Source organism: Actinomycetes bacterium, assembly GCA_035489715.1.
In the GTDB taxonomy this organism is placed as follows: domain Bacteria; phylum Actinomycetota; class Actinomycetes; order JACCUZ01; family JACCUZ01; genus DATHAP01.
The window spans coordinates 1-16,753 of the sequence record DATHAP010000136.1; the positions used below are offsets into that span (position 1 = coordinate 1).

Consider the following 16,753-nt stretch of genomic DNA (forward strand, 5'->3'; position numbering starts at 1 on the left):
GCACCCTGCCCTCGGTGACCCGCCCCGTCCCCGCTGCCCGCATGCTCGACCCGTTCCTCCCCTGCGGTCCACCCGTGGCGCTCGCCGCGCTGCCGGCCCCGAGCCGCAGGGCACACTGTCGTCTGCACGGGCAAGTGCTGACAAGATCGCCCCACGCCGCCCAGGGCTTCTGCCCGCATCTACACGCTAGGTCGTCTTCATCCCTGACTCGCCAGGTATGTCCGGTTATTTACAGAAATACGGCTCGACCCGCAGTGACTGAGGATCAGCGCACAGTGGGGTTATCCCAAACACCTTGCCTCGCAACGGATTGAAGCCATGATGGCCACACACGGGCATTTGCCGGGGGCGGGAAGAAGGATCGTGAACATGACCGTACGGACGTCCACCATGTCGTGGGGCAGCGGAACTGGCACGTCCTGGAGCAGGCGGGTGGCCGTCCTGGTGACAGCCGCAGCGACCGCGCTGGGCCTCGCCGTCATCGTCGGTCCCGCAGCCGACGCGGCCGGCAAGCCCCCGCCCCCGCCGCCCACCGCGCAGCTCCAGATCCTTCAGGTTCAGGACAAGGACACCTTCCTGCCGGACGCCGCTCCTGACGCGGACGCGGTCGGTTACATCCGCCCCGGCCTGCCGTTCAGCGTCACGGTCCAGAGCCGGGACTCGTTCGGTAACCCGCTGCAGGTCGGCACGAAGACCAACATCACTTTGTCCGGCTCCGGCTACTCGGCGACGGCGACGATCGCCAAGGACAGCGACACGGTGACCCTCACTGGGCAGCTGCGATCGGCGACGAGCAACTTCGAGCTCACCGCGGCTGGCCCGAAGAACGCCGGCTACGCCTCCGACACCATCCCGGTGATCGTCGGGGTCAAGTCCACCAACAAGACGGACGGTCTCAAGGCCAATGAGACCCTCGCGCTTGGTGACTGCACTCTCGGCGTCGACAACCCGACCTGCGTATCGCTGTCTGTTGACGGGGCCGTGACCGGCAACGTGCTGCTTTCCACCAGCGAGTGCGCCACCTTCCCGAGCACCGGCGTTGACTGCACCACCAAGAAGGGCAAGTCCACGCTCGTCGCGCAGACGCTGGTGGACCTTGCTCCAGGCCAGGTCGCCACGGCAATCCTCTACTGTGACAAGTCGCTGTGTGGTAACGGCGGTGTGAGCCAGTACATTCCGCTCGTCGACAAGGGCAACACCGGCACCTTCGCGCCCGCTCCCGAGTGCCCGGCAAAGGGCGTGATCGGGGATACGGAAGGCGGCATCTGCGTGGACCTGCGTCAGAGCACCCGTTTGAACGCCGGTGACCTCGCTACGTACATCCTGTTCAACGACGACATGAGGTCGTTGCACTGAGCGAGCGGGTGCCAGACAACGGCGTTACCCTCGGCTACGCCCAGCCTTCAAGCTGGCAAGGGATCCTGAAGCCGATACTGCCCGGGCAATCGTAGTTCAACGACGCCCTTGCCGGGGTGGGGCACGGAAACCACCCCGAGTTCGTTCAGCGCAGCCATGCTCGCGCGCATAAGTTCGTCGGCTCGAGAATCGCTCTCTGCCTTCGCCAACTCCGCCAGACCCAGCATGACGTACCCGTGTTCATGGCGTAGGTCCCCGTTGGAGGTGAGCTCCAGAGCAAGCTCGAGCGATGTACGTGCCTCCTGCAGGCGACCCGCGTGGAGCTGACAGAAGCCCACGATGCGGTACAACCTCGGCAAAACCATGCGGGCGCTCTCCTTCGCCCGGGGCATGGTGTCCGTGGCGAACTCGATCGATGCTTCAAGGTTTCCCTGCAGCATGAGATTCTCCGCAACCGCGGCGTCGACGTCGATCACCTCCTGCGTTTCCCCGAGCTCTTCGAAGCGGGCGCGGGCCTCAGCCAGCGACGCCAAGCCGTGTTCGAAGCGCCCCGCCCGGGACCAGGCCTTGCCGCGTTCGCGAACCACAAGGGCCACGAGTTCTTCATCGCCGGCAGACCGGGCCGCCGCGAGAGCTTTCTGCAGCAGGGTCTCCGCCTCGGCCTGCCGGCCCTGTCCGATGAGCAGATCCGCCACGTTGTAGCTGGTGCTGCCCATCCTGGCCACGTCGCCGATGCGTTCGAAATTGTCAGCTGAACGATGGAACATGGCCAGTGCCTCGGTCCACCTACCCTCGAAGAAGGCGCGGACCGCCAGGTTGTTCAAGATAAGAGCTTGCCCCTCCAAGTCGCCGAGCTCCTCGAAGGCGTGCAACGCCAGCTGCCCGTAGGGCAGGTCCTCTGGGACTCCGGACCACAGGTGGATGATCTGCATGGCGCGGTAGCTGGTGGCGAGGGCCGGCATGTCGGCAGAATCCTGTGCCTCCTGCACTGCGACTGCGCCCCAGTTCAGGGCCTCGTTGTAGCGGCCCTGCCGGTTCCGGCAGAACGCGTACCGATTAGCCAGCATGGATCTCGCTGCTGCAGCTTCGGGGCCAGGCACGTCACGAAGCAGCGACAGACCCCGGGACCACCTGCGCAGTGCAAGAGCCAACTTGCCGTCCCGCTCCTCGATGCGGGCCTCCTTCAGCATGATCCCGGCGACCCGCACCTTGTCGTCGGCCAAAAGGCGCCGCGCCTGGCGGTACGCCACCCATGCCTCTGGGGAGCCTCCGACGAATCGCAAGTCGCCCAGCGACTCCAGCACCTCGGCGAGGTCGTGGGACGGCACGTCGGGCGTCTTGCGCGCCGACTCGGCGGCCCGGTTGAAGAAGACGACGGCTTCGGTGTTGGCGTACTTGCTGCGTGCGCGCATGCCCGCGACACGCGCGTACCGCCATGCCCGGTCGAACCGACCGGCTTGGAAGAAGTGCAGCGAGAGCAGCTCGCTGTGCTCGCGCGGGTCCGCGCTCGACGACTCGATCCGCAGGCCGACCTGGTCGTGCAGCACCTGCCGGCGCCGGTAGGGCAGGCCCTCGTAGGCGACGTCACGCATCAGGGCGTGTCGGAACCGCAGTCGCCCGGGTGATGCCCGGGTGAGGAACTCGTCGAGCAGCGGCAGTCGCTGGTCCAGGTGTGACTCCGGGCCGGTGCCGAGCTGCGCGGTCATCAGGTCCTGCAGGTCGTCGTCCTCGACGACGAAGCCGAGCACGGCCGCATAGCGGAGCACCGTGCGGTCGACCGGGTCGAGCCGGTCGATCTGGCTGGTCATCAGACCCTCCACCGACTCCGGCAGGTCGTCGACCGTGCCCTCGGTGCCCAAGGCACTGCACAGCGCCTCGAGGAACATGGGGTTGCCACCACCACGGCCCCTGAGTGCGTCCATGGCATCGCGGGTGAGGGCACGGTCGCCGGTTGCTGCCTGGACGAGCTGCAACGAGGCTTCGGGGTCGAGCGGTGCCGGACGGACGGTCACCAGGTGCTCGCCGGCCCGTGGCACGTAGCCGGCCGCCAGGTCGCGGCGGATCACGACCATCAGCAACGGCCGACTGACGATATCGAGCACCAGCCGGTCGAGCAGGTCGGTCGATGCGTCGTCCATGAAGTGCACGTCCTCGATCAGGAGGACGGTCGGGGACGTCACACATGCGTCGAGCAGCTCGACGACGAGCTCCTCGAGCCGGCCCTTCCGGAACTGCTCGTCCAGCTCACGTGTCTCCTGGGTGTCCGGCAGGTCCAGGCCTAAGGGGATGCCCAGCAGGGGCAGCCACGCTCCGAGTTGCGGCGTCCTCGCCGTGACGACCTCGGCGAGCCGACGGCTGGTGTCCTCGGCCGAAGCGTCCCGAGCAAGGCCGAGCACCTCGCGGAGGAGCCGTCGGAACGGGTAGTAGGCCGTGCTGGACTCGTACTCCCCGCAGGAGGCGAAGTGCACGGCAACGGGCACCACGTCATCCCGGCCGGCTTCCTCGGCGAGGAGCTGCTCGACCAGCCGGGACTTCCCGATGCCCGGTTCGCCCACCACCTCGAGCAGCCGGCCAGAGCCGTCCCTCGCCTTCGACAGCGCGGCGCGCAGGTCGGCCAGCTCGGGCTCGCGGCCCACGAACGGGGTCTCGATCCGTCGGTCGGTCCGCAGACCGTGCACCGCCCCGACCTTGGCGGCGTGGATGGGCATCGATTTGCCCTTGACCAGGAACGGCGGCAGCGGCTCGGTCTCGAACTGCGTGGCAGAGCGGTCGAGCACGGCCGCCGTGGCGAGGATCTCGCCGTGCGCCGCCTTGCCCATGACCCGGGCCGCGAGGTTGACCGCGTCACCCTTGATGGAGAACGTCCGGCGGAACTCCGGGCCGAAACGTCCGGCGAAGACGTTGCCGCGGTTGATCCCGATGCGCAGCGGCAGCGCGTGGCCGGTCATCTCGGCCAGGCCGGCCATCCCGTCCATGATCTGACGGGCGGTGCGCAGCATCCGCTCCTCGTCGTGCCCGTTGCTGCGCGGCGCACCCGCCACGAGCATGATCTTGCCGCCGTCCTTGTCGAGGTCGGTCTCGAAGAAGGTGACCCCGTGGTCCTCGGTGGCCCGCTGCACCGTGCGGACGCACTGGTCGAGGGCCTCGGCGACGGCTGCGGCCCCGGCGGCCTCGGTGAGGGCGTCGGTCCCGGCGAACTGCACGAACGCGACGGCGACGGTGCGGTGCTCGGGCTCGCCCGGGGACGCGAGCAGCTGACGGCGCAGCACCGGCGGGATGAAGCCGGCCAGCATGGTGGCGTCCCCGCGCTTCTCGGACGAGACCCGGCGCTCGACCGTCCCGGCCGGGCCCAGCAGCCGCCTGGCGTGCAGCAGATGGGTTCCCGGCTCCGGACCCTCCCGGCAGCTGCCCGGGGGCAGCAGCGCGGCCGTCTGCGGACTGACGAGCACCTCGCCGGCCGAGGCGGTCTGCTCCATGACCGCCGTCGTCGAGACGCCGGGGCCGGCGACGAGCAGCTCCTGGTGCACGTCCGGGTCACCGACCAGGTAGCAGTCGAAGGACCCGCTGTGCACGCCGACCGACATCTTGAGCGTGACCGTGCCCTCGGTGGTGGTCAGCCGGCCCACGGTGCGCAGCGTGGTCCGCATGTCGCCGGCCGCCCGACACGCGCGCACCGCGTGGTCGGCCCCGCGGAAGAGCAGCAGCACCGCGTCGCCGCCCCACTTGAGCAGGTCGGCCCCTTCCAGGCGGGACACGTCGAGCAGGGCGGAGAAGGTGGAGCTGAGCAGGTCGCTCATCTCCTCGGCGCCCACCTTGCCCTTGCGGGCCAGTCGCTCGGTCAGCTTGGTGAAGCCGGAGATGTCGACGAACACGAGAGAGCCGTCCACCCGCATGTGGCGTGAGTCGCCGTGGGTGGGCTGCCAGGCCGAGAGCAGGTGGGGGACGTACGGGCGCAGGTCCTCCACGGACCGCGCCGCACCGGTCATGTCGACCCACCCTTCCAGCAGCCCTGCGCCGTGCCCTGCAAGCCCCCGCAGCACCGGCAGTGCCCCTGTCTGACACCCGATCGGAGCGAGTCTAGGTGCGGAAAGCCCTGGTGTCCTGTGTGTTGGGAGCGCATTCTTGGGACCAGGAGGTGCGACGACGATGTCGCTGGGACTCTGGCTGCTGGTCGCGGGGCTGACGACGGCCGTGCTCAGCGCCGCCTGGCTGCTCGGTCACCTGGAGCGGGTCGGCGCCCTCCTGGTCGCCGGCTGGCGGCGGGTCCGCCCCCGCCGGGCCACCTCGAGCACCGTCCCGGTGGAGCAGCTGGCCGCGGACCTGCGCCGGCTGGCCGACCACCTCGAGGCCACCTACGACACCGACCAGCCGGCCAAGATGCAGCGGGTGGCGGCCGCGGCGCTGGCCTACGACTGGGTCCTGCTGTCCGCCTGCCGCACCCTGGAGGTCCCCGAGCCGCCGATGCCGCCGCTCGACGCGGTCGACCGGCTCACCACGGAGGCGGACCTGGCCCGGCGCGGCCTGGCCTGGTGACAGAGGTCCGGCCGCCCGCGTTTGGTCCGCCGGAGGACGGGCGACAGGCAGGCCGTGAGGCTCCCGGCGTTCCTGCTCCGCGGGGACGGCCGGGTGCGCGTGCGCGGCGTCCGCACGGTGAAGACCACGGTGGCCGCCGTGGCGGCGTACCTCGTCGCCCTGCCGCTCTCCGACAACCCCCGCCCCGTGCTCGCCCCGCTGACGGCGCTGCTCGTGGTGCAGCTGACGCTGTACGACACGCTGCGGCGGGGGATGCGGCGGGTCGTCAGCGTGCTCGTCGGAGTCCTGGTCGCCGTCGTCCTCTCGTCGTGGGTCGGCCTGACCTGGTGGAGCCTGGCCATCGCGGTGGGCGGCTCGCTGGTGCTGGGCCGGCTGCTGCGCCTGGGTGACGAGATGAGCGAGGTGCCGATCAGCGCGATGCTCGTGCTCGCGGTCGGCGGCGCCGACTCGGCCGCCGAGGGTCGGGTCCTGGAGACCCTCATCGGTGCGGTCGTCGGGGTCGTGGTCGGCGCGGTGGTCGCACCCCCGCTGTACGTCCGGCCGGCCTCGGACGCCGTCAACGACCTGGCCCGCCAGCTGGCCCGGGTGCTGCGCATGGTGTCCGGCGAGGTGCGGGAGGAGTACGACCGGGACGCCGCCCTGCGCTGGCTGGAGCAGGCCCGTGGCCTGGGCCGCGACATCCTGCGTGCCGACCGGGCGCTCGAGCGGGCCGAGAGCAGCATGCGGCTCAACCCCCGGGCGCTGCGCCGCCCGCACGCGTCGGCCAGCCTGCGGTCCGGGCTGGACGCCCTGGAGCGCTCGACCGTCTCGCTGCGCGGGGTGTGCCGCTCCTTGGCCGACCTGGTGCAGACCGAAGGGCCCGAGCCGGTCTACCCGTCCGACGTCCGGGTCGCCCTGTCCGACCTGCTCGCCGACGTCGCCGACGCCGTCGAGAGCTACGGGGGACTGGTCGGCTCCGAGGTGCTGGGGCCGGGCCCGGAGGATCGCCGCCTGCGCGAGGCGCTGGCCGCCGCCTGGGAGGACCGGCACCGGCTGGCCGGCCTGCTGCACCGGGACGAGCGGCTGGGCGAGGACCAGTGGTCCACGCACGGCGCCCTGACCTCGCACATCGACCGCCTGCTGCGCGATGTCGACAGCGACGCCCGGGCCGAGCTGCGCCAGTCCTGGCCGACCCCGGTCGGGCTCACCCGCCGGGCCCGCCGCTGACCGGTCCGCATCGGTGCCCCGCCCGCGGCCGGCAGGTCCCGATCGTGATCGTTTGCGACACGGCGTGGCCCGACATGCCGGGCCGGCCGGCGTGTCGGGCCGTTGCGCGCCGCGAACGATCAACGAACCGGCTCAGCCCTCCATGCCCGGGGGCAGGTCCTGGCTGTGCACCACGGCCAGGTGCTGGGTCGGGCGGGTGAGGGCCACGTAGAGGTCGTTGGCGCCGCGGGCCGACCCGGCCAGGATCTCAGCCGGCTCCACCACGACCACGACGTCGAACTCCAGCCCCTTGGCGGCCGCCACCGGCAGCACCGAGACCGGGCTGTCCAGGGTGGCCCGGCCCGCGCCGACCGTCCCGGCGGGCAGCGCGGCGGTCAGCCCGGCCTGCAGCGCTTCGGCCCGGCCGGCCGGCGTGACGACGGCCAGCCGACCCGGCCCCAGCCGCTCGAGCTCGCCGCGCAGCACCGCGAGCACCCCTGCCGCCAGCTCGCCCGGCGCGACCCGGTGGGCGGACGGCGCCCGGTCGCCCTCGCGGACCGACTCCGGCGTGGGCGCCGACACCCCGGCCGCGCCGAGCGTCCGTGCGGCCAGGTCCATGACCTGGGACGGGGTGCGGTAGTTGACCGTCAGCTCCTCGGTCCGCCAGCGGCCGGGGACCCAGGGGTCGAGGACCTCGGACCACGACGAGGCGCCGGCCGCCGACCCGACCTGGGCGACGTCGCCGACCAGAGTCATCGAGCGGGACGGGCAGCGGCGCATCAGCACCCGCCAGGCCATCGGGGAGAGCTCCTGTGCCTCGTCGACGACCAGGTGGCCGTAGGCCCAGGTGCGGTCGCTCTCGGCCCGCTCGGCCACCGTGAGCCAGGGGCCGGTGTCGGCGAACCGCTCGGCCACCTGCTCGGCCGTGGGCCGGATCAGGGTGTCCATGTTGGCCAGCGCCTGCTGCGCGTTGGCGATCGCCTCCGCGCGCTCGGCCCGGGCCGCCGCCTCGGCTGCGCGGTCGGTAAAGGTGACGTCGCCGAGCAGCTCGGCCAGCTCGTCGAGCAGCGGGACGTCCGCGACCGTCCACGGCTGGCTGCGGTCGCGGGCCAGCACCGAGCGCTCGGCGACCGTCAGCTCGCGACCGGCGGACTCGAGCCGCCGCGGGTCGGCCCACAGGTCGGCCAGCACCTGGGTCGGCGACAGCGGCATCCAGGCCAGGTTGAGCTCGCGCCGGACGTCCGCACTGTCCCTGAGGTCGGCCAGCAGGTCCTCGCGGTGGTCGGCGTCGGCCTCGACGCCCAGGGCCTTGGCCAGCTCGCGGGCGAGGTGGTCCAGCAGGTCGCGCAGGAAGCCCTCGCGGGCCGAGTTGTGCGGCTTGCGGGTGCGCCGGGCCCGGCCCCGGGCCGCCGCCACCGCCTCGACGGTCAGCTCGACGGTCGCGCCCTCCACGACCAGCTTGCGCGGCCCGTCCGGCAGCCGCTGCCGATCGCGTACCGCCCGGGACAGCACCCGGGCCATCCGCCGGTCGCCCTTGACCCGCGCGACCTCCGCGCGCGGCTCGTCCACGCCGGTCACGCCCGGGTAGAGGTCGGCCGCCGTCGACATGACGACGCCGGTCTCGCCCAGCGACGGCAGGACCTGCTCGATGTAGCGCAGGAACAGCGGGTTCGGCCCGACCAGCAGCACGCCGCTGCGCGCGAGGCGGTCGCGGTGGGTGTAGAGCAGGTACGCCGCGCGGTGCAGCGCCACGGCGGTCTTGCCCGTGCCCGGCCCGCCCTGCACGACCAGCGCGCCCCCCAGGTCGCTGCGGATCACCCGGTCCTGCTCGGCCTGGATCGTCGCGACGATGTCGCCCATCCGGCCGGTACGGTGCGCTCCGACCGCCGCGAGCAGTGCTCCTTCGCCCGCCAGCCCGGCCCGGTCCTCGTCGGCCATCGCGGCCAGATCGAGCACGTCGTCCTCGACCCCGACCACCCGCCGGCCGCGGGTCGAGAGGTGCCGGCGCCGGACGACGTCCTGCGGGGAGGCGGCCGTGGCCTGGTAGAAGCTGCGGGCGGCCGGCGCCCGCCAGTCGACCAGGAGCTGGGTCTGCTCCTCGTCGGAGAGCCCCAGCCGGCCGATGTAGCGCCGGGTGCCGCCCTGAAGGTCCAGCCGGCCGAACGCGAGCCGGTCCTCGACCGCCTCGAGCTGGGCCAGCCGGTGCTCGTGCATGGTGGCGAAGGAGTCGCGCTCGGAGCGGTTCTGGTGGGTGCCGCTCGGGCCGGCCCGGCGGATCTCGGCCAGGTCGCGTGCGGTGCGCGCGCGCAGGTGGTCGAGCCGGGCGTACATCTCGTCGACCCGCTCCTGCTCCCGCGCGACCTCGTCCCGCTCCGTGCGCGCGTCGTCGACCGACGCCTCAGCGGGCGGGTGCTCCGGATCGACCAACGCGCACTCCCTCGGGGAAAAGCGGGCCGTCCATCATGTCAGGCCGCGGGCCGAGATGCAGCGTCACCCGTAGACCGGTATCGGCGCAGTGCCAGACTGCCGCCGTGACCACACCGCCCCCCTACGCGCCCGCGCCCGACCGCTACGACTCGGCCACCTACCGCCGCACCGGCCGCAGCGGGCTGCTCCTGCCGGCGATCTCGCTCGGGCTCTGGCACAACTTCGGCGACGACAAGCCCTTCGACACCCAGCGGGCGATCCTGCGCCGGGCGTTCGACCGCGGGGTCACGCACATCGACCTGGCCAACAACTACGGCCCGCCCTACGGCAGCGCCGAGACCAACTTCGGTCGGCACCTCCGGGACGACTTCCGGCCGTACCGGGACGAGCTGGTCATCTCGACCAAGGCGGGCTACGACATGTGGCCCGGCCCTTACGGCGAGTGGGGGTCGCGCAAGTCCCTCCTCGCGTCGCTGGACCAGTCCCTGTCCCGGATGGGGCTGGACCACGTCGACATCTTCTACAGCCACCGGGTCGACCCGGACACCCCGCTGGAGGAGACGATGGGCGCCCTCGACACGGCGGTGCGCCAGGGCAAGGCGGTCTATGCCGGCATCTCGTCGTACTCCCCGGAGCGCACCCGGGAGGCGGCCGTGATCCTGCGAGACCTGGGTACGCCGCTGCTGATCCACCAGCCGTCGTACTCCATGCTCAACCGCTGGGTCGAGGACGGCGAGCCGTCGCTGCTCGACGTGCTCGGCGACGAGGGGATCGGCTGCATCGCCTTCTCGCCGCTGGCGCAGGGGATGCTGACCGACCGCTACCTGGACGGGGTGCCGGAGGGCTCGCGGGCCGCCCAGGGCAAGTCCCTGGACCCGGAGCTGCTCAGCGAGGCCAGCCTGACCCACGTGCGGGCGCTCAACGACATCGCGCGGGACCGGGGCCAGTCGCTGGCCCAGATGGCGATCGCCTGGGTGCTGCGGGACCCGCGGGTCACCTCCGCGCTGGTCGGCGCGAGCAGCGTCGCGCAGCTCGACGACACCCTGGACGCGCTGGACCGGTTGGACTTCACCGACGACGAGCTGGCCACGATCGAGCAGCACGCCGTCGACACCGGCATCAACCTGTGGGCGCGGTCCAGCGACAGCTGACCCGTTGGGAGGCTCAGCGAAGGCTCAGCGGGGGAAGTGGCCCGCGTCGGTGGTGTCCAGCGGCTCCGCCAGCTCGGCGGCCACCCCGGCCTCGGCCTCCTCGGCGGCTCGGCGCTCGCGGATGGCGCGCTCGCGGGTCGCGTGCTCGTCGGTGCGTGCGTCGTAGCGCCAGAAGCTCGGCAGGGCTGCCGCGGTGGCCGCGACGCCGGCCACGCAGAGGACACCGCCGCTGACGATCGACGCGCGGACCGACGTGAGGTCGGCGACCAGGCCGGCCCTGGCTGAGCCACCCATGGGCCCGAGGGAGTAGGAGAGCATCTCGATGCCGGCCAGCCGGCCGCGCAAATGGTCGGGGATGGTCTGGTTCCAGATGGTCGCCCGGAAGATGCCGCTGATCATGTCGGCGGCCCCGGCCAGCGCGAGGAACACCAGGGCGAACCACACGCTCGGCGAGAGACCGACCAGCACCATCGAGGCGCCCCAGCACATCGACGCGACGACGACGGCCCGCCCGTGGTGGTGGAACCGCGTCGTCCAACCGCTGGTGAGGGTCGCCAGCAGGGTGCCGACGCTCTCCGCGGTGTAGAGCAGCCCGAGGAAACCGGGCCGGTCGAGCACCTCCTCGGCGAACGCCGGGAACAGCACGATCGGCATCGCCATGAACATGGCGACCATGTCGATGACGTAGGTGCCCAGCAGGTCGCGACGGCCAACGGCGTAGCGGATGCCGCCGGCGATGGACTCGAGGCTCGGCGGCGTGGACTGCTCGGTCGGCGGGTAGCGCCGCATCGACGCGAAGAGCAGCGTGGCCGCCACCAGGCCGGCTACGTCGACGGCGTACGCCCAGGAGACCCCCGCCGTCGCCACCAGCACGCCGCCGAGGGCCGGCCCGAGCAGGGTGCCGACCTGCATGCCGAGCGAGGCCACCGCGGTCGCGGCGGCCATCTCGTCGTGCCGGACCACGCGGGGGAGCAGGGCCTCGCGGCTCGGTCGCTGCAGCGACTGCGCGATCGTCAGCAGGAAGCCGATGCCGTAGATCGCCCACACGCTGGGGTCGTCGAGCAGTGCGTTGCCCAGCAGCCCGGCGGTCAGGACCACCTGGGCGATGCCGCAGAGCACGAGCATCCGGCGCCGGTCGACGTGGTCGGCCAGCGCGCCGCCGTACAACCCGAACACGACCAGCGGCACCAGCTCGACCAGGGCCATCGCCCCGACGGCGAAGTTCGACCCGGTCAGCTGGTAGATCTGGTACGGCAGGGCGACGTAGCTGACCATCGCGCCGACGTAGAACACGGTGCCCGCGGCGAAGAGCCGCCGGAAGTCTCGCGACGTGCGCAGCGGTGTGACGTCGACCCGCAGCCGGGCCAGTCGCTGGCGCAGCGTCGGACTGTCGGGCACGAGCGACAAGGGTGTCAGCCGGTGTGGGTGCCGCGCAGCCGGATATGCCCGGCCGGCCGGGTCACTCCTGCTTGTCCTCGATCTCCCACACGTGGTCGAGGACGTGCCAGGCGAAGCGGCGCACCGCGTAGCGCGGCGTCCACCCCCGGTCGACCGGCGGGGTCATGTCACGGGCGGCGAGCAGCACCTCGGCGACCTCGTCGCGCAGGGCTTCGCGCGGCCCGAGGTCGAACGGGTCGAAGGGCGGGTGGCGCACCCCGAGCTTGCGGGCGTAGCCGCGCTCGGCCTCGACGACGTGCCGGACGACCTCGTCGCGGTCCCGGCCGCCGCCGCGCGGGCCCTTGCGCAGGGTCGCCGACGAGGCAGCGGCCACCCGGTCCAGCTCGCTCCACGCCCCGCGCAGCAGGCCGACCTGCCGGCGCGCCTCGGCCGCGGTCCACCGCTCCTCGTCGGCGGCGAAGCCGACGCTGGCCACGCCGAAGTCGGTCGAGGCGTCCCCCTCGGCGGTCTCGACGACCTCGAACGTCCGCGGCGGCCGGAAGGGCACGTCGCCGGCTTCGGCCACCACGGCATAGCGCTCGCGGTAGGCGTCGAGCGCCTCGAGCGCCGCCTCCTCGCCGGCCTGCTTCGCCACGCCGCGCGACCAGCCGGGCCAGTCCAGCGAGCTCGCGAAGACCTTGGCCGACCGGCCCACCTCGATCGCGACCCGGGTCGTGCGCTTCGGTGCAGCCACGCCGCGATCATGGCGCAGGAGTCTGACAACGCGCGGCACCGGGCAGAGTGGTCAGGTGCGCCGCCTCCTGCCCGTCCTGCCGGTCCTGCCCGTCCTGCCCGTCCTACTCGTCCCGCTGGTCGCGCTGGTCGCGGTCGGGCCGCCGGCGGCTGCCGCTCCGGTCACGGACCTGCCGCTGGCCGGCCGGGTGGTCGCGCTCGACCCGGGCCACCAGCTGGGCAACGGCCGGCACCCGGCGCAGACCGGCCGCCTGGTGTGGGTGGGGCTCTGGAAGCCGTGCAACACCACCGGGACCGCGACCGACGGCGGCTACCCCGAGGCGACCTTCGCCTGGCGGGTGACCCGGCGGCTGCAGGCGCGGCTCGAGGCGCTCGGCGCGACGGTCCGGCTGACCCGGACGACGAACAGCTACGACGACTGGGGGCCGTGCGTAGGCGCCCGCGGCCGGTTCGGCGCCCGGGTCGCGGCCGACGTCGAGGTGTCGGTGCACGGTGACGGGGCGGCCGCGGGGACGCACGGGTTCTTCGTCATCCGCCCGGGTGTCCGCGACGGCTACACCGACGACATCGCGGCCCCGTCGCGTCGGCTGGCCCTGGCCGTCCGGGGCGGGCTCACCGGCGCCGGCTTCGGCTCCTCGACGGCGTACGGCGGCGACGGTCTCGACGTGCGGCGCGACCTGGGGACGTTGAACATGGCCGACGTCCCGACCGTCATGGTCGAGCTGGGCAACATGCGCAACGCCGGCGACGCCCGGTGCATGACGTCGGCGGGCTGCCGAGACCGCTACGCCCGCGGCCTGGCCGCCGGGATCACCAGGTACCTGGCCCGGTGACCGTCGCCGTGCGCAAGGATGGCCGGGACGGACGGAAGGTGGTGCGGCCATGAGCGGCGGCAAGGCGCCCAAGGGCGAGAGCGACGTGCAGAAGAAGATGCGCGAGGCCCTCGAGGCCAAGCAGGCGCGGTCGAAGTCGGGGCACGGCGAGGACCACAAGGGCGGGCACGGCGTGGGGCCGGCGCACAACGACAAGACGCAGCGCCAGTTCCGCCGCAAGTCCGGCTGACGGGGGGACGACCCCGGAGCCGCGTGCGCACCTTCGACGAGCTGCAGGCGGGGCTGGGCGCCACGCTGCCCCTGAACACCCCGGGGGCGACCACCGAGCACGTGCTGGTCGTGCTCCCGTCGTTCAGCTTCGGCGAGTCACTGCTCGCGCACTACGGGGACCGGATCCCCGCCCTGGAGCACCGCTACCTGGTGGCCATCGGCGTCCTCGGGCGGGTCGAGTCCTGCGACATGGTCTTCGTCGGGTCGCAGGAGCCGGGTGCCGAGGTCCTGGACTACTACTTCTCGCTGCTGCCGCCGCATCGGCGCGAGAGCGCCCGGCGCCGCTTCCACCTGGTCACGGTGCCGGACGACTCGCCCCGGTCGGTGGCCGACAAGCTGCTGGACCACCCGACGGAGCTCGAGCAGGTGCGGCGGCTGATCGGCGACCGGCCCCGCTACATCGAGCCGTGGAACGTGACCGACCACGAGGTCGCCGTTGCGGTCGCGCTGCAGGCACCGGTCAACGGCGCACATCCCGACGTGCTGCCGGTCGCGCACAAGAGCAGCGGCCGCCGGGTCTTCCGCGAGGCCGGGGTGCCGCTGCCCTACGGCCACGAGGACGTGCGCACCGTCGACGACGTGGTCCGGCCGCCCACGACGTCCACCGGCGCCGGCCGTCGGCCACCGCGGTGGTCGTGAAGCACGACGACAGCGGGGCCGGCGACGGCAACGCAGTCATCGACCTGCGGGGCGACGTCCGAGGCGACGTCGAGTCGCTGCCGGCGTGGTACCTGCGCGACCTGCGCGCCGGCGGCGTGGTCGAGGAGCGGGTCGAGGGGGTCGCGTTCTCCAGCCCGAGCGCGCAGGTCGACGTGCTCCCGGACGGTCGGGTCGTGGTGCTGGCCACCCACGAGCAGGAGCTCGGCGGCGCCGGCAACCAGGTCTACATGGGCTGCCGCTTCCCCGCGGAGCCGGCCTATGCGGCCGAGCTCGGCCGGCACGCCGCAGCCGTCGGCGCCGCGCTGGCCCGCCGCGGCGCCGTCGGCCGGATGGGCGTCGACTTCGCGGTGGCGCGAGACGCGGACGGGCGCCACGCCCTGCGCGCGCCTGTGGTCAACCTGCGCAAGGGCGGCACCACGCACCCGTTCACGGTGCTGCGCAGCCACGTCCCCGGGCGGTACGACGTCGAGGCCGGACGATGGGTCGCGGCCGCGGACGGGTCGGCCCGCGCCTACCGGGGCACCGACAACCTGGTGAACCCGGGCTGGCTGGGCCTGCCACCCGCCACCGTCCTGCGGGCGGTGGGCGACCGTGGCCTGCACCTCGACCACGAGACCGGCACCGGCGTGGTGCTGCACATGCTCTCCTGCCTGGCCGTGGACGGCCGCTTCGGCCTCACCGCGGTCGGCCGCGACGCCGACCACGCCGCCGAGCTGTTCGCCGGCGCCCGGGCCGCGGTCGAGGCGGTCCTCTAGCCGTTCCGGCCGGCCGCCTCCGCCCGGCGCCCGATCGCCCGCAGCATCCGGGTTGTCGCGACGATGTGGACGCCGGAGCTGATGACGAGCAGCCGGTAGATCCGGCCGTGCGGGCCGGGGAAGGCCGCGAGGGTGGTGCCCCGCAGCATCGTCGTGCCCGGCCGCGAGCCGTCGGCCACGTCGATGACCAGCCGGTAGACCGAGAACCGGTGCCGGCCCTCCAGCACGACCTGCTCGCCCCGCTCGGTCGCAGCGACGGCGAAGCCGGATCGCGGCCGGGTGCCGAGCACCAGGCCCAGGGGATGGCGGTCGGACAGGCCGACCGAGGTGTGCACGTAGTCGTCGAGCGCACGCCACACCCGGTCCCGCGTCGCGCGGACCTCCACCGCGTGCTCGTCGACGTACGGCAGGACCGGTCCGGCCGACATCACGGCGGCGGCACGGGGGTCACGGCTCGGCGACCGGCGAGGCCACCTGCTCGCACTCGCTGTCGACGGCCGACCAGCGCGCGGCCGGGACCCGCTCGCCGCCCGCCACCTGGTCCCCCTCCGCAGCCGGCTCGACCGGCGCTGTCGAGCGCTGGGTGGCAAGGACCGACCCGAGGAGGATGAGGGCGAAGCCGACCGCCGTGGCGACCGTGAACGCCTCGTCCAGGACCAGCACGCCCAGGACCAGCGCGACCGCGGGGTTGAGGTAGGTGATGACGGTGGCCCGGCTCGGACCCACCTCGGCGATCAGCTCGAAGAAGACCACGAACGCGACCGCGGTGCAGACCACCGCGAGCGCGACGACCGACCAGACCACCTTGGCGGACGGCCATCTGGAGGGCGCCGTGGCGACGCCGAGCGGCAGGTAGATCAGCGCGGTGACGAGCAGCGAGACGCTGATGACGCCGAGGCCGGGCAGGTGCGAGAGCCAGCGGGCGAGGATCACCGGGCCGACCGCGTAGCAGGCCGCGACGCCGCCGACCGCGACGACCGCTCCCAGGTCGCCCGACCCGACCTCGAAGCCGACCAGCGCGGCCACCCCGGCAAGCCCGACCAGCAGGCCGATGACGCGCCGCAGGTCAGGCTTCTCGTCCGATCGGTTGGGGACGGCCCCAGACCAGGCCAGCACGGCCGCGACGAGGGGCACGGCGGCGAGCAGCAGCCCGGTGAGCGAGCTGGACAGCTGCTGCTCGGCGACCCCGAGCAGCAGCCACGGGCCGGCGATCTCGATCAGGGCGAAGGCCAGCAGCGGCAGCCACGCCGGCCAGAGACCGCGCAGGTGGCCGCGCGCCGCCGCGATCGGCAGCAGCAGCGCGGCGGCCAGCGCGGTCCGGCCGAGCACCAGGAGCGACGGGGAGATCTCGTCGACCGCGACCTTGATGAGGAGGTACGGAACGCCCCAGATGACGCCCATCGCCACGAAGAGCACCCAGCCGCGCCGGCTCATCCCGACCTCCTGCCGCATC

14 protein-coding genes are annotated in these 16,753 nt (G+C 72.9%); 8 read left to right on the plus strand and 6 right to left on the minus strand.

Going from position 1 to position 16,753, the window contains the following annotated elements:
• Nucleotides 1-432 precede the first annotated feature (432 nt).
• The gene (locus tag VK640_10795; GenBank protein ID HTE73671.1) at nucleotides 433-1,356 is read left to right on the plus strand and encodes a hypothetical protein; all 924 of its coding nucleotides are present in this window, start codon (nucleotides 433-435) and stop codon (nucleotides 1,354-1,356) included.
• A 47-nt stretch (nucleotides 1,357-1,403) separates the two neighbouring features.
• On the opposite strand, the gene VK640_10800 is transcribed toward VK640_10795, so the two are convergent.
• Complete coding sequence (locus VK640_10800) at nucleotides 1,404-5,342, minus strand: adenylate/guanylate cyclase domain-containing protein (protein ID HTE73672.1); 3,939 nt, start codon at nucleotides 5,340-5,342, stop codon at nucleotides 1,404-1,406.
• 160 nt (nucleotides 5,343-5,502) lie between these two features.
• Here VK640_10800 and VK640_10805 point away from each other — a divergent pair, with 160 nt between their 5' ends.
• Together VK640_10805 and VK640_10810 are read left to right on the plus strand one after the other, a co-directional pair.
• Entirely contained in the window at nucleotides 5,503-5,889 is a 387-nt protein-coding gene (locus VK640_10805) for a hypothetical protein (protein HTE73673.1), read from the plus strand.
• A gap of 54 nt (nucleotides 5,890-5,943) precedes the next feature.
• On the plus strand, nucleotides 5,944-7,095 hold the full coding sequence (locus tag VK640_10810; GenBank protein HTE73674.1) for an FUSC family protein: 1,152 nt from the start codon (nucleotides 5,944-5,946) through the stop codon (nucleotides 7,093-7,095).
• 132 nt (nucleotides 7,096-7,227) lie between these two features.
• Here VK640_10810 and VK640_10815 read toward each other — a convergent pair whose 3' ends face one another.
• Nucleotides 7,228-9,501, minus strand: a complete 2,274-nt coding sequence (locus VK640_10815) for an AAA family ATPase (GenBank protein HTE73675.1) — start codon at nucleotides 9,499-9,501, stop codon at nucleotides 7,228-7,230.
• 104 nt (nucleotides 9,502-9,605) lie between these two features.
• Between VK640_10815 and mgrA the strand changes: the two genes are divergently transcribed.
• Entirely contained in the window at nucleotides 9,606-10,652 is a 1,047-nt protein-coding gene (mgrA, locus tag VK640_10820; GenBank protein ID HTE73676.1) for an L-glyceraldehyde 3-phosphate reductase, read from the plus strand.
• Between the two features lie 24 nt (nucleotides 10,653-10,676).
• Here the strand turns inward: mgrA and VK640_10825 are convergent, their stop codons facing one another.
• Nucleotides 10,677-12,050, minus strand: a complete 1,374-nt coding sequence (locus tag VK640_10825; protein ID HTE73677.1) for an MFS transporter — start codon at nucleotides 12,048-12,050, stop codon at nucleotides 10,677-10,679.
• Between the two features lie 61 nt (nucleotides 12,051-12,111).
• Nucleotides 12,112-12,783 carry a hypothetical protein gene (locus VK640_10830; protein ID HTE73678.1) on the minus strand — a complete coding sequence of 224 codons (672 nt, stop codon included), beginning with the start codon at nucleotides 12,781-12,783 and terminating at the stop codon, nucleotides 12,112-12,114.
• A 55-nt stretch (nucleotides 12,784-12,838) separates the two neighbouring features.
• Here VK640_10830 and VK640_10835 point away from each other — a divergent pair, with 55 nt between their 5' ends.
• The 4 genes from VK640_10835 to VK640_10850 are packed head-to-tail and all read left to right on the plus strand — an operon-like array spanning nucleotide 12,839 to nucleotide 15,300.
• Entirely contained in the window at nucleotides 12,839-13,615 is a 777-nt protein-coding gene (locus VK640_10835; GenBank protein HTE73679.1) for an N-acetylmuramoyl-L-alanine amidase, read from the plus strand.
• A 49-nt stretch (nucleotides 13,616-13,664) separates the two neighbouring features.
• A complete protein-coding gene (locus tag VK640_10840; protein HTE73680.1) occupies nucleotides 13,665-13,844 on the plus strand; it encodes a DUF5302 family protein in 180 nt (59 codons plus the stop codon).
• A 23-nt stretch (nucleotides 13,845-13,867) separates the two neighbouring features.
• On the plus strand, nucleotides 13,868-14,524 hold the full coding sequence (locus VK640_10845) for a hypothetical protein (GenBank protein ID HTE73681.1): 657 nt from the start codon (nucleotides 13,868-13,870) through the stop codon (nucleotides 14,522-14,524).
• Nucleotides 14,521-15,300, plus strand: coding sequence for a peptide ligase PGM1-related protein (locus tag VK640_10850; protein HTE73682.1), 780 nt, complete (start codon nucleotides 14,521-14,523; stop codon nucleotides 15,298-15,300). Before VK640_10845 ends, VK640_10850 begins: the two co-directional genes overlap by 4 nt.
• Here VK640_10850 and VK640_10855 read toward each other — a convergent pair.
• Entirely contained in the window at nucleotides 15,297-15,728 is a 432-nt protein-coding gene (locus VK640_10855; protein ID HTE73683.1) for a hypothetical protein, read from the minus strand. The genes VK640_10850 and VK640_10855 overlap by 4 nt on opposite strands.
• Nucleotides 15,729-15,747: 19 nt before the next feature.
• A complete protein-coding gene (locus tag VK640_10860) occupies nucleotides 15,748-16,734 on the minus strand; it encodes a DMT family transporter (GenBank protein HTE73684.1) in 987 nt (328 codons plus the stop codon).
• Nucleotides 16,735-16,753 lie beyond the last annotated feature (19 nt).